14 protein-coding genes and 1 tRNA gene are annotated in these 12597 nt (G+C 57.6%); 3 read left to right on the top strand and 12 right to left on the bottom strand.

The annotated features are described in order from the left end of the window. From B3759_RS03465 to B3759_RS03430, 8 genes are all read right to left on the bottom strand, one after another. On the bottom strand, window positions 1-836 hold an 836-nt coding region (locus B3759_RS03465; RefSeq protein WP_291363655.1), incomplete at its 3' end, for an amidase family protein. Continuing rightward, window positions 833-1021 carry an AtzG-like protein gene (locus B3759_RS03460; protein WP_291363653.1) on the bottom strand — a complete coding sequence of 63 codons (189 nt, stop codon included), beginning with the start codon at window positions 1019-1021 and terminating at the stop codon, window positions 833-835. The genes B3759_RS03460 and B3759_RS03465, both read right to left, overlap by 4 nt. A 69-nt stretch (window positions 1022-1090) precedes the next feature. Next, the gene (locus B3759_RS03455) at window positions 1091-1876 is read right to left on the bottom strand and encodes a DNA polymerase beta superfamily protein (protein ID WP_291363651.1); all 786 of its coding nucleotides are present in this window, start codon (window positions 1874-1876) and stop codon (window positions 1091-1093) included. A gap of 126 nt (window positions 1877-2002) precedes the next feature. Then, window positions 2003-3022 carry a GTP 3',8-cyclase MoaA gene (gene moaA, locus B3759_RS03450; protein WP_291363649.1) on the bottom strand — a complete coding sequence of 340 codons (1020 nt, stop codon included), beginning with the start codon at window positions 3020-3022 and terminating at the stop codon, window positions 2003-2005. A 99-nt stretch (window positions 3023-3121) separates the two neighbouring features. Beyond that, the gene (locus B3759_RS03445) at window positions 3122-3310 is read right to left on the bottom strand and encodes a DUF3553 domain-containing protein (RefSeq protein WP_291363647.1); all 189 of its coding nucleotides are present in this window, start codon (window positions 3308-3310) and stop codon (window positions 3122-3124) included. A gap of 12 nt (window positions 3311-3322) precedes the next feature. Further along, window positions 3323-4732: a phosphoglucomutase/phosphomannomutase PgmG gene (gene pgmG, locus B3759_RS03440; RefSeq protein WP_291363646.1), complete on the bottom strand. Its 1410-nt coding sequence runs from the start codon at window positions 4730-4732 to the stop codon at window positions 3323-3325. 1 nt (window position 4733) lies between these two features. Continuing rightward, window positions 4734-5612 (bottom strand): UTP--glucose-1-phosphate uridylyltransferase GalU, encoded by an 879-nt coding sequence (galU, locus tag B3759_RS03435; RefSeq protein WP_291363645.1) that lies wholly within the window; start codon window positions 5610-5612, stop codon window positions 4734-4736. A 243-nt stretch (window positions 5613-5855) separates the two neighbouring features. Next, a tRNA-Leu gene (locus B3759_RS03430) sits at window positions 5856-5941 on the bottom strand. Between the two features lie 124 nt (window positions 5942-6065). Here B3759_RS03430 and lipB point away from each other — a divergent pair. After that, window positions 6066-6758 carry a lipoyl(octanoyl) transferase LipB gene (gene lipB / locus B3759_RS03425; protein WP_291363713.1) on the top strand — a complete coding sequence of 231 codons (693 nt, stop codon included), beginning with the start codon at window positions 6066-6068 and terminating at the stop codon, window positions 6756-6758. Between the two features lie 10 nt (window positions 6759-6768). On the opposite strand, the gene B3759_RS03420 is transcribed toward lipB, so the two are convergent. Both B3759_RS03420 and B3759_RS03415 read right to left on the bottom strand, forming a co-directional pair. Further along, window positions 6769-8022, bottom strand: a complete 1254-nt coding sequence (locus B3759_RS03420) for an MFS transporter (protein WP_291363644.1) — start codon at window positions 8020-8022, stop codon at window positions 6769-6771. An 81-nt stretch (window positions 8023-8103) separates the two neighbouring features. Beyond that, the gene (locus B3759_RS03415; RefSeq protein ID WP_291363711.1) at window positions 8104-8769 is read right to left on the bottom strand and encodes a PRC-barrel domain-containing protein; all 666 of its coding nucleotides are present in this window, start codon (window positions 8767-8769) and stop codon (window positions 8104-8106) included. Window positions 8770-8936: 167 nt separating this feature from the next. Between B3759_RS03415 and B3759_RS03410 the strand changes: the two genes are divergently transcribed. Further along, window positions 8937-9653, top strand: a complete 717-nt coding sequence (locus tag B3759_RS03410; protein ID WP_173572406.1) for a response regulator — start codon at window positions 8937-8939, stop codon at window positions 9651-9653. A 93-nt stretch (window positions 9654-9746) separates the two neighbouring features. Further along, window positions 9747-11294: a sensor histidine kinase gene (locus B3759_RS03405; protein WP_291363640.1), complete on the top strand. Its 1548-nt coding sequence runs from the start codon at window positions 9747-9749 to the stop codon at window positions 11292-11294. 4 nt (window positions 11295-11298) lie between these two features. On the opposite strand, the gene dnaQ is transcribed toward B3759_RS03405, so the two are convergent. Both dnaQ and coaE read right to left on the bottom strand, forming a co-directional pair. Next, window positions 11299-11994: a DNA polymerase III subunit epsilon gene (dnaQ, locus tag B3759_RS03400; protein ID WP_291363638.1), complete on the bottom strand. Its 696-nt coding sequence runs from the start codon at window positions 11992-11994 to the stop codon at window positions 11299-11301. Continuing rightward, complete coding sequence (gene coaE, locus B3759_RS03395) at window positions 11991-12593, bottom strand: dephospho-CoA kinase (protein ID WP_291363636.1); 603 nt, start codon at window positions 12591-12593, stop codon at window positions 11991-11993. The genes dnaQ and coaE overlap by 4 nt, the downstream gene beginning before the upstream one ends. Window positions 12594-12597 lie beyond the last annotated feature (4 nt).

Below are 12597 nucleotides of genomic sequence, written 5' to 3'. Positions count from 1 at the left end.
GCCAGATCGACCTCTTTATGGCTTCCAAAAAACGCCAGTATCCGGTCAATTCCGTCAAGAATGGCTGGATCGACATCCTTCAGGAACCAGCCCCCCAGTCGGGCAATCCGCAGACTGCGCACGTCTTCGATTTCCTCAAGCGCATGGCCGTTCATGGCCTCGAAAACACGCTGAAGGTCCGTCACGGTTCCGGCAAAAGGACCGACCGTGTCGAGACTGGCGACAAAGGGGTAAACTCCATCCAGCGGAAGAAGCCCCTGTGTGGGACGCAGGCCCCAGACGCCGCAGAGAGAAGCAGGCACACGGATCGAACCGTTTGTGTCTGATCCCAATGCGAACGGCAGCAGGCCCGCCGCAACGGAAGCTGCCGAGCCTCCCGACGAGCCGCCAGCCAGACAGTCCGTATTTCTTGGATTGCGTGTCGTGCCGTAGTGGGCATTCTCAGTGGAGAAGCCGTAGGCGAATTCATCCATATTCAGCGTGGCGACAGGGATCGCGCCCGCCGCGACAAGCCGCTGCACAACAGCTGCATCCTGTGTCGCCGGGGGATTGCTGTTCAGCACGACCGAACCCGCTGTCGTGACAAGTCCCTCCATATCGAAGAGATCCTTGACGCCAAAAGGAACACCGGCAAGCACGCCGACCGGATCACCGTTAGCAATTCGGGCGTCCAGCGTGTCAGCCATATGCAGCGCCCGCTCTGTCAGTAGCCGGGTGACGCAATGATAGGTCTGGTTACGAGTGCCAATCGCCTCCAGCGTTGTCTCCACCACGTCCCGGGCCGTTCGCAGTCCGAAGCGCACAGTGTTGGCGATAGCGACAGCGGTCAGACTCATGGTTCGTACTCATAGGCTGGAGGACAGTTGTCAGGAAGCTCCAACTCCAGCACAAGGTCGATATAGGTCTGTAAAAGTCTGCTGTTAGCAGTGACGCCAGGCAGACACGCATCAGGAATAGTTAGTCTGATCCTTCGGGCTTCAGCGAGAAGATCGCTCGTTTCCTGTTCCGTGTCGCTCTGCATTGCTTTCGCCTTCTCTGCTTTCCTCGGATGCCGGCATCACGCCTGATTGCGATGCCATTCCTCCCTGTGTCAGCCGAACCGCCGGATCGTATCAGCCAGAAAACGGTCGAATACACTGTCATCCGGAGCGGGATGTGTCGGCAGCTCAACCGTCTGCAGACGCTCCAGCTCGGCGTTCATGAATATCTGGGCACGAAAGCAGGAGGGAGCGCCAGAGTTTGCAACATTTTCCGCTTTTTCAGCCAGAATGGAGTCCATCTCACTGGTGACTTCTTCACTCAGCCCTTCGTACAGTGCGCGAATATTCTGGGGAGGCGGACCATTATCTTCCGCAATCGCTCTCCCGGAAAGCGTCGCATACATGGGAGTCAGAAACTTTTCCGTGGTCAGCGTATGTCCCAGTGACCAATTGCCCTGCACGCTGGTCGCGGTCTTGATTTCAGCGGCAAGAGCCGGAGCTGGTTGCCAGACCCGACGCTGCAGAACCGCAAGACGCCTCATCAGATCCACGTCTGAACGATAGACAGCCCCACTGTTCAGCCATGTCGTGTCCATCGCATTCGACTGTTTCATTTTCTCGACGAGATGCCGGATATCCCATCCCGTCAGTGAAAAATCATCCGAAGCAGGCAGCTCAACTGTCGCGGGACCGGGAGAAAGTTTCAGATACCAGTCCAGTCGATGCACATAAACGAACATGATTCGGTAAGGGCTATCGGCAGACTCCATGCCCTGCCCTCTCAGGCCGGCGTCCATTGCAAGAATGATGCGAGCGTCCAGGGATGTCTCGATTTCTTCAAGAGCTTTCTCAACAATGTCCTGAATAACGGGACTGATCCGGTTGCTGACGCTCATTTCCTGCCTCATATTGTACATCACGGCATGAGGCACGGAATATGTTGAAAAATCACCAATTCCGTGAAAATGCCGTTCGCACCCAATCTCTGTGCGTGTTCGGCATACGTCAACAGTCTGATTGATTTATCCGCCAGTAACACTCATCAGACGGGCAGGTCCCTGCACGTCTGCGTCATTATCCGGGATTAGAAAATCATGGCGTAAAGGTTTGCGGGCAAGACTGAGATCGATCGCCCTGAGAATGTCCTCATCACTTCCGCCGCTCCGCAGAATGGCACGCAGGTCCACTGCATTGTCTGATCCAAGGCATGTATAGAGCAGCCCCGAGCAGGACAGGCGCACACGATTACAGCTGTCGCAGAAATTGTGACTCAGCGGCGTGATGAAGCCCAGTTTCTGTCCTGTTTCCGCAACCCGCACATAACGCGCCGGCCCAGCGCCACCAGCGCCATTTGCAGCTTCGAAGGTCCATCGTTTCTGAAGGCTGAGCCTGATCGCATGGAGCGGAAGATACTGAGCACGACGATCTTCGCCAGTTTCGCCCATCGGCATCGTCTCGATCAGACACAGATCAGCGCCGATTTCACCGCACCAAGCGATCAGATCATCAAACTCATCGTCGTTGATCCCCTTCATTGCGACAGTGTTGATGCGGACAGCCAGTCCTGCATCACGGGCGGCACGAACACCATCCAGTGTCTGACGCAGGTCACCGCGCCGGGTGATTGCGGAAAAACGCTCAGGCTTCAGAGAGTCCAGACTGACGTTAACCCTGCGAACCCCTGCCTTCACCAACGTGTCAGCATAACGGCGCAACTGGCTGCCATTGGTTGTCAGCGTCAGTTCATCCAGTCCTGGCGTGGCGGCGTCGGGCTGAATCCGTCGCCCAAGTGAGAGCAGAAAGTCGCCAATATCGCGTCTGACCAGAGGTTCTCCGCCTGTCAGGCGGATCCGGCGAACGCCGTGTTGCATGAAGACTGCACACAGCCGTTCCAGTTCCTCATATGTCAGAACCTCAGGACGCGGCAGAAACTCCATGTTTTCCGACATGCAGTACACACAGCGCATGTCGCAGCGATCTGTCACCGAAACACGGAGATAGGAGATTTTTCGGCCCTGAATGTCGATTAAACTGGACTGCATAGGTCCTGTATAAACCCGCACGTGCCTGCTGGAAAGCGAAACTCCTTGCGGGACAGCCTGATGTGCATGGCACACAGGGCATGAGCGCGGAAAATCAGCTTAAATGACGACAAGCGTCACGATACGGGCATCAAGAACCACCTTGCCCATATGCAGAAAATTGACAGTCACCCTGTGGGAGATGGCCGACTGCACCTGCCCGTCGCCCCATTCGGGGTGATCGGGATGCCGGACCCACTGGCCCGGCTCCAGAAAGGAGTGAAACGCATCATCCGTCACACGTTTCACCCCTTTTCCTGATCAGTGACCGGCGTTGTCACCCGAGAAGTCAGGCTTTTCCAGACCCGACATCTCAAGCTGGCGCGTCAGCGCTGCCTTGAGGTTGTCCAGACCGGCTTCGCTCTTGCCTTCGCAACGCGCCACCAGAACAGCCTGCGTGTTGGACGCACGGAGCAGCCACCAGCCGTCCGGTGTGTTCACGCGCACGCCGTCGATCTCGGAAACATCAGCACCATCCTTGCGGAGACGCTCGGCCACTTCCTCGATCACCTTGAACTTGCGCAGATCGTCGCAGTCAAAGCGGATTTCCGGGGTGGAGATCGTCTGCGGCAGAGCCTCGCGGAACGCAGACAGCGGCTCCTTCATGCGGGCGACGATGCCCAGCACGCGGATGGCGGCGTAGATCGCATCGTCAAAGCCGTACCACTTGTCGGCGAAGAAGATGTGCCCCGACATCTCCCCAGCCAGCGGGGACTTCGTCTCGGCCATCTTCGACTTGATGAGCGAATGACCTGTGCGCCACATCAGCGGCTCACCACCGGCCTTCTTCACTTCGTCGAACAGAACCTGAGATGCCTTCACGTCGGCGATGATCGTGCCGCCGGGATGGTTCTTCAGAACGTCACGCGCCAGCAGAACGAGGATCTGGTCACCCCAGAGGATGCCGCCCTTGTCGTCCACAAGCCCGATACGATCCGCGTCGCCGTCGAAGGCAATACCGAGGTCGGCCTTGTTCTCTTTGACCGAAGCGATGATCTGCTCGAGGTTCTTCGCAACCGTCGGGTCCGGATGGTGAGCAGGGAACGTACCATCGACTTCGCCGTTCAGGATGATGTGCTCACCCGGCAGCTTGTCGAGCAGGGCCGGCAGGATGTCGCCAGCCACGCTGTTGCCGTTGTCCCAGACAACCTTCAGCTTGCGGTCGCCGCCGTCGTAATCCTTCAGAAGGCGTTCGATATACTCTTTCTTGATATCGACGGTTTTCACCGTGCCCTTTGTTTCGGGAACGACTTCGCCTTCGCGTGCCAGATGGCCGAGATGCTTGATCTGCTCACCGAAGAACGGCTTGTTGGCCAGCATCATCTTGAAGCCGTTGTAGTTGGCCGGGTTGTGGCTGCCCGTGACCATGATCGCGCCGTCCGCCTTAAGCGTGACGGATGCGAAATACAGCATCGGGGTCGGACCACGGCCGATACGGATCACATCAGCACCGGAAGCGACCGCACCGTTGACCAGCGCCTCTTCCAGAGAAGGCGAGGACACGCGACCGTCATAACCGATCACGACCGTCTTGCCGCCGTTCTTCAGAACGATGCTGGCGAAGGTGCGGCCGATAGCGAATGCGTCTTCGACACTCAGTGTCTTACCGACGATACCGCGGATGTCATATTCACGCAGACTGGTCTGCTCGAAAGTATGCTTGAAGCTCATATCAGACGGCTCCCGTATATTTTTTGAGGAACGTCTTCACATCCGGCGCGAGTTCAGGACGCTCAAGAGCAAAGGCGATCTGGGCTTCGAGGAAGCCGATCTTGTTACCGCAGTCGAATCGGGTGCCTTCATAACGCAGACCATGGAACGGCGTCTTGCCGAGGGTCTTTGCCATGGCGTCCGTCAGCTGCACTTCACCGCCAGCCCCTTTTTCAAGGAGAGACAGGAACGGCATGATCTCCGGGGTCAGGACATAGCGTCCGATGATGGAGAGGTTCGACGGTGCATCTTCCGGCTTCGGCTTTTCAACCAGACCGGTGATTTCGACCAGCTTACCGTCGTCCTTCCCTGGTTTCAGGATGCCGTAACGATTGGTCTGCTCACGGGGAACTTCTTCCACCGCAACCACACTGCCGCCTGTTGCGTAATATGCATCAGCGAGCTGCTTCATGCAGGCCACTTTTCCCTGCACGACATCATCCGGAAGGAGAATGGCAAACGGGTCATCACCAATAAAGCTGCGGGCGCACCAGATGGCGTGGCCAAGGCCCAGAGGCTCCTGCTGACGAACAGCAATCAGTGAGCCGGCTTCGATGCTGCTTTGCTCAAGAGCTTTCAGGGCATCGAGCTTGTTGCGCTCACGGAGCGTGTGCTCGAGCTCAAAAGCAACATCGAAATAATCGATAAGGGAATCTTTGCCGCGCCCCGTGATGAGGCAAATTTCTTCGATGCCTGCAGCGCGGGCCTCGTCGATCGCGTACTGGATCAACGGCTTGTCCACGACAGGCAGCATCTCTTTCGGCATGGCTTTGGTGGCGGGAAGGAATCTTGTTCCAAGTCCGGCAACCGGAAGAACTGCTTTACGTAAAGGCTTGATCACGAAGTAGTACCTTTATCCATGCTACGGAACAGGGCACACGAGCAGACCTCCCGCGCCCAGATGTTGGAGACACTAAATCGGTCTCGCCACTCTGTTCTAGTGCAGAAGTCTGTTAAAAACGGGGCAAAACGAAAATAATTAACAAAAACAAAGACAGACCACCCCCGCATTTTCTGCAGGGTGGTTTGATTTACATCACTGTCTTTTTTTTGAAAAGTAAAACCCTGAGTTTCAGGGTAACTTTGGTGCGGCCGAGAAGACTCGAACTTCCACAGGGTTTCCCCCACAAGCACCTCAAGCTTGCGCGTCTACCATTCCGCCACGGCCGCCCGTGACAACCAGTCTCATTTGAGTGATACCGGTTGAAGTTGGAGGGGCGTATAACTGATGCTTGAGAATGCTGCAATGTCTGAATGTACGATTCGTGAGAAAGAACCTGATTTAATTGCCGATATGGCCATTCCACGTGGGGTCGCCCCGGAAAAATTCCGGACCGACAACGGAATCGTCTGGGAAAAATCGAACGAACTCGTCCCCTATCCGATCGCTCTTTCCCGCATGGAAGAAACGGTCCGGGAGATTCGCGCCAACGGAGCACAGGAGCGAATCTGGCTCCTTGAACACCCGTCCCTCTTCACGGCGGGCACATCCGCAAAGGAAGCCGATCTCTTCAATCCACGGGGATACCCCACCTACCCTGCCGGACGCGGTGGCCAGTGGACGTATCATGGCCCCGGACAACGCGTCGCTTATCTGATGATGGATCTGTCTCACCCTCACGGCCCTGTGCCTGAGCGTGATCTGCGGGCTTACGTCTCGTTTCTGGAACAATGGATCATCGCAACACTGGCCCGTCTCGGCGTTAAGGGAGAGCGGCGTGAGGGGCGTGTCGGCGTCTGGGTCGTCGATGCCCGCACTGGCGAGGAGGCCAAGATAGCGGCTCTTGGCGTCAGGGTAACGCGCTGGGTCAGCTGGCACGGGATTTCGATCAATGTCGATCCAGACCTGTCTGCGTTTGACGGCATCGTCCCCTGTGGGATCAAAGAGTTCGGCGTCACCAGCCTGCGAAAGCTCGGTGTGACCGCCAGCATGGAACAGGTCGACGCCATTCTGGTGGAAGAATGGGACAGGCTCATCGCAACCTGAAGGCCGGAATTCAGGCCTGCTGCATGCCCGGATTATTCAGGCGGGTTTCCCTCATGAGAAAAACAATCAGCAGCAGGCAGACGCCTCCCGAGGCAGACAGCAGCAGAAACGCATACCGAAGCGAGTGATCGGCCACGGCTCCCGCCAGCGTCGTGCTGAAACTCGCGCCCAGCCCCATCGCAAGCCCGAGCAGTCCCATGCAGAGGTTGAAATGTCCGGTGCGCCGGGTCAGGTCGGCCGCCACAAGAGGCAGCATGACCCCGAACGATGCCGAGCTGATTCCGTCCAGCATCTGAAAGGGCACGACAAGCCAGGGATTGGATGTGCAGCTCAACAGAATGCCGCGCAGCGGAAGCGCCATGAAGGTCAGAATCATCACGGGTTTCCGTCCGACAGTTTCCGCCCAACGCCCGATGCACGGCGACAGGGCTGCCCCCAGAAGCTGCGGCGCCAGAATGCAGGCCGCAATGATAATTTCGGCCGAATGGCCAGCATCTTTTGTGATCTGGCCTGCCGCCAATGGCAGCATTGCAGCGTTGGCAAGATGAAAGAACACGACGCACAGTGCGAAAGCGAACAGCCCCGGCTCTTTCAAAAGGCTGAGATAGGATCGCACCTTTGCCTGTTGAGGGTTCTCGCCTTCCGCCAACCCCGAAGCGCTTCGGTCGAGTGGTGTACCGATTGGCTCGATCATGCGAAGGGCTATCAGACCCGGAGCCGCCATGAGCGCTCCAAGAAAGAACGTCGCCCTCGACGAAATGAAATAGCCTGCGGCTCCCATCAGGCCAGCAGACAGGGCATTGCCGACGGCAGCAAAGCTGGCGTTACGTCCGAAGCGGATACCCAGCGCGCTTTTCGCCTTGTCCGGATCACGGGCAATTGCCACAGCGACGACGCCCAGCGTCAAAGCGCTGATAGCCGGATTGAGCGTGCAACTCGCCAGACCATGCAGAATCTCGGCAATCGCGACTGGCAGACGATCTGGCATGATCGCCATGATGAGGCAGGATGCGATGATGGCGACGATGGACAGTTCGGCAATCAGCCGTTTGTTCCGCAGAGCATCCACAAGCGCGCCCGCGGGCACCTGACTGGCCATCGCCGTGATGGAACCGATCGTCAGGGCAATGCCGATTTCTCCCTGTGTCCAGTGCTGTTCCGTGAGATAGACGGAGACGAACGGACCAAAGGCGGCCTGAAGGTTGGCGACGAAAAAGCTGACCCCATCCAGCCCCATCGTGCTGTTTGGTTTGAGCTTTTTCATGATGTCAGCCTGCCTTTGGCAGCAGACAGTCTTCTGTTGCATTGATCACGGCAGACAGAAGTGTGTGCGTCTGCCACGCGCTCACTCGCCAGAAGAAGATGCTGGCGGGGATGGGTCTGGAGTGGTGGCTGGTTTCACTGAAATCGTCTCAGTCGATGAGGACGTGGAGGGGCCAGCGGGCTGGCCTGAGGCCAGCAGGCGCGGACCCGTGAGGACGGACGCAGTCCTGTCCCCTCTTTTATATTCAGGAGCCGACCGGATCACTGCTGCAGAAACCTGCATGATCACGGGGGCCTGCGGATTGCTGTGACTGACCTGAATCAGGTCCGAGGCAACGGCGACACGGCGGTTGCCGACGCCAAGAAATCCACCGATATCGATCACCACCGCCTGCATCTCTCCATCAACGTCAATCAGAACGTCAACAATATGGCCAAGGTTGCCGCCTGTGACGGCCTGCACATCCCGATCGATGAGACTGCCGAGCGATTCATTTGTGATGATGGCAGCAACAACATCAGGTTGGGTGCTGTCTGAAGTCGGTTTTGCGGGAGGCGCTTCAGGAATATCCAGATCAGGATTGTCGCCCGTTACCGTGTCGCGATTCTCTGAAATTGAGTGAGCGGGTTGTGACTGAGCTAAGGCACCGACGGAAACCACAACCAGGGAGGATACGACGGCACAGCCCAGACTGGCTGTGAGCAATGCGCCTCGTAGTCGTGGACCACATGATCCGAAACCATCCATCACATCGCTCTCCAGTCCGTTTGTTTTGAAAGATGGCCGTGGAAACTCTGATCTTGGGACATGATCGACCTCTCGTTCCTGTCGGTCAAATCGTACGACACATCCCGAAGTGCAACAGAGTGCAACATGGCCTGCACAGGCGGCTTTTGTTGTTTTATAAACGATTCATGGAGCAGACTCCCCATATACTGATCATTGATGATGACCGCGAAATCCGCGATCTTCTGTCAAAATTCCTTGAACGCAACCAGATGCGCGTCACCAGCGTCCGTGACGGGCGTGAAGCCAGACGTGTCTGGGGACAGGGCCATTATCATCTGATCGTTCTCGATCTGATGCTGCCCGGCGAGTCGGGACTGGACCTCGCCCGCTGGTTCCGCAGTCAGGCCAACGTGCCGATCATCATGCTGACAGCGATGAATGAGGAAACGGACCGCATCATCGGTCTGGAACTCGGCGCAGATGACTATGTTACCAAGCCGTTCAACCCACGGGAACTGCTGGCCCGTATCCGCGCCGTGCTGCGTCGTGTCAGCGAAAGTCAGGAACAGGGCTCGACTGAAGCGCGCGAAATCCTCTTTGCGGGCTGGCGACTGGAACTTGCCCGCCGTCGTCTGCTGAATCCGGATGGGGCTGAAGTCTCCCTCACGGGTGGCGAATACGACCTGCTTCTGGCTCTTCTGGAGCGCCCCAACCGGGTACTCACCCGCGACATGCTGCTTGACCTTCTGCGTGGCAGACAGGCCGGCCCATTTGATCGGGCGATCGACGTGGCCGTCAGCCGCCTGCGACGCAAGCTCGAGGATGACGGGCGCAATGCCCAGCTTATCAAGACGGTGCGCGGCGGTGGTTACGTGCTGGCCGCTGATGTCGAGCGCCGCTGATATGGTGGACCTGCCGGCGTTACGGACGCTGTGAACCGACACTTTCCTCATAATTGGTACGTCCGGTTTCTGCCGCGCTCTCTTGCGGCACGGATGAGTCTGCTTCTGACCGTAGGTTTCGTGGGACTGGCTGTCATGGGGCTCGTGGTCGAGACCATGGACAGAATCACATTCCATGAACGGTTCGTCGCGCATCAGGATCTGCTTCGCACCCTGATGATCTATCGTTCAGTCGCGGAAGACCCGCCTGCGGAACGGGATCAGGAATTGCAGGAGCTGGATCCTCCGTCCAGCTTTTCCGTGCGCCTCGCTGATGCACCGGACAAGGACATGGTCCGGCAGGAAAGCTGGCTGGAGTTCCAGAAGCTGTTTTTCGTCCCTGAAGGTTTCAGGAACAGTCCGCTTGATGACATGGCGGGACCAGGAGGGCCGCACCCTGGGCCTCCTCCTTTCGCATTGCACTTCTTCCACAACGATGCTCACGCACCTTTATTCGGCGGAGGAGGCGGTGGCCCTCCTGAACTCTGTCATGACCTGACACATCAGGTGCCCGACGGCAGTTTCAACGGTGAACCGCAGCATACGGCCGATCCCCAATGCCTCGGACCGTCTCTTGAACAGCGCCGCCTGAAAGACCTGCTGTTTCCCTTCCCGCCCAAGCGTGTGGCATGGCTGCCGGATCACAGAAAACGCTACCGGGGACTGGCTTTTCAGTTGCCCAATGATGCGCGATGGCTGGTCATTCGTTATCGTCTGTCTGCACCCAATCCGTTCAACTCAGCAACCTTCCCACTGGCGCTCGGCCTGATGACGGTTGGTAGTGGCCTGCTGATTGTCTGGGGCGTCAGACGCCTGCTTTTGCCGGTCCGCACACTGTCCGCCGCAGCCGCTGCTTTTGCGCCTGATGCCGCGTCACCTCCGTTGTCTGAGGAAGGACCGCTGGAAGTGGCTCAGGCCGCAGCCGCCTTCAATGCGATGGCAACCCGTATCCGACGGTTCATTTCGGAACGAACGCGCATTCTTTCTGCGATCGGTCATGATCTCCGGACTCCTATCACCCGGATGAAATTACGGGCCGAGTTCATTGAAGACGATGAAATGAGGGATAAATTCCTTCATGATATCAATGAATTGATGAGCCTTGTTGAAGCAACACTTGAATTCAGCAAGGACAGCTCAGCCAGCGAACCCCTGATCACGCTGGATCTGCACGCGCTCTTACAAACAGTTGTTGACGATGTTGCCGAGAGTCGCCCGGCAGATGCCGACCGGATCATTCTGGCCGACTTCAATGGAACGGTGATGACAAAAGGCCGTCCGATGGGACTGAAACGGGCCTTCACCAACCTGATCAATAACGCCGTCAATTACGGTGGCAACGCGATGGTGACTATCCGCCCGCCGCGTAATGGCCGGGTGACCGTAACGGTTGAGGATGACGGTCCCGGCTTGCCGAAAGACGATCTGGAGCGGATGTTCGAAGCGTTCGTGCGGGGTGAGGAAAGCCGTAACAGGGAAACCGGCGGCACCGGTCTGGGGCTGGCCATCACCCGAACGATCATTCGTGGTCAGGGCGGCGATGTGGTGCTGCACAACCGCAAACCGAATGGACTTCGGGCGGTCGTGACGCTCGTCGCCTGAAAGATCAGGCGTCCGTTTTCTCGCCCGCAGTCCAGACAGGATCAGACAGTTTTCCAACAAAAGCAGCATGCGCAGCCAGCGTCTCTGCACTTGGCTGTATCAGAACGGGCGTTCTCGTTCCCGGTCCCGTGTAGCGTGCAACCGGTGAATCATTGCCGTCCTCTCCGCCCAGTCCCAGCCCATGCTGACGACCGCCCATGAGTTCGACATAGACATCGGCCAGCAGTTTGCAGTCGAGCAGAGCGTTATGGGTCGTGCGCTCCGACAGGTCGATGCCGTACCGGCGACACAGCGCATCAAGGCTGTTGGGCATGCCGGGGAAACGTTCCCGCGCCAGTTCCAGCGTATCGACCTTGCGTGAGGGATCGAGAGGCGGTCTGCCTGCACGCTCCATCTCGGCATTGATAAACCCGAAATCGAAGCTGGCGTTGTGGGCAATCAGCTCATCATCACCAATGAACTCCAGAAAATCATCGGCAATGGCGGCAAATTTCGGCTTCCCCTCCAGATCGGACCGCGTGAAGCCATGCACACGGGATGCCTCTTCCGGAATATCGCGCTCCGGGTCGATCAGCACATGAAACGCCTTGCCGGTCGGCAGATCGCCTAACAGTTCAAGCGCCGCGATTTCAATCACACGGTCGCCTTTGGTCGGTTCAAGCCCCGTAGTTTCCGTATCGAACAGAACCGAGCGTTTCATGCGCGCATTTCCCTGATCAGTGCCCTCACCTCGCGCCTTGTATCAGCCATCGACAGTCCTGTGCGAATTACCACATCCGCACGCCGCCGTTTTTCGTGGTCTGGCATTTGTCGGGCGATCATTCTCTGCGCCTCCGCAGGTGTCATGCCTCGTCTGCGGGCAATCCGGGCGACCTGCGTACGGCGTGGCGCTGAAACGACAGCGACCTTGTCACACTGTTTTTCTCCGCCTGTCTCGAACAGCAGAGGAACATCAATGACGACCCAGTCCGCTCCCCGACGACGACATCGTTTGAAAAACCGATCACGGGCTACAAACACCAGAGGATGAATAATTTTCTCAAGCTGCCTGATCAGATCAGGATGCGCCATCACGGCTTTTCTGAGTTCCAGCCGATCCAGTGAAAGCTGACCATGCGCGTTTTTCACCAACGCGGCCGGAATGAGCTTTCCAATCGGAAGAACGGCTGCACCACCCGGTCCCTGAAGACGATGTACGGTGGCGTCTGAATCAAAAACCGGGAAACCGGCGCGACTGAGCATACGGGCCACCGTCGTCTTGCCCATGCCAATTCCGCCAGTAAGACCCAGGACTTGCATGGGA

This window comes from Acetobacter sp. UBA5411, assembly GCF_002409645.1.
Lineage (GTDB): Bacteria > Pseudomonadota > Alphaproteobacteria > Acetobacterales > Acetobacteraceae > Acetobacter.
The sequence above is the reverse complement of the archived record's forward strand: the minus strand, read 5'-3'. Positions and strand labels throughout refer to the sequence as shown.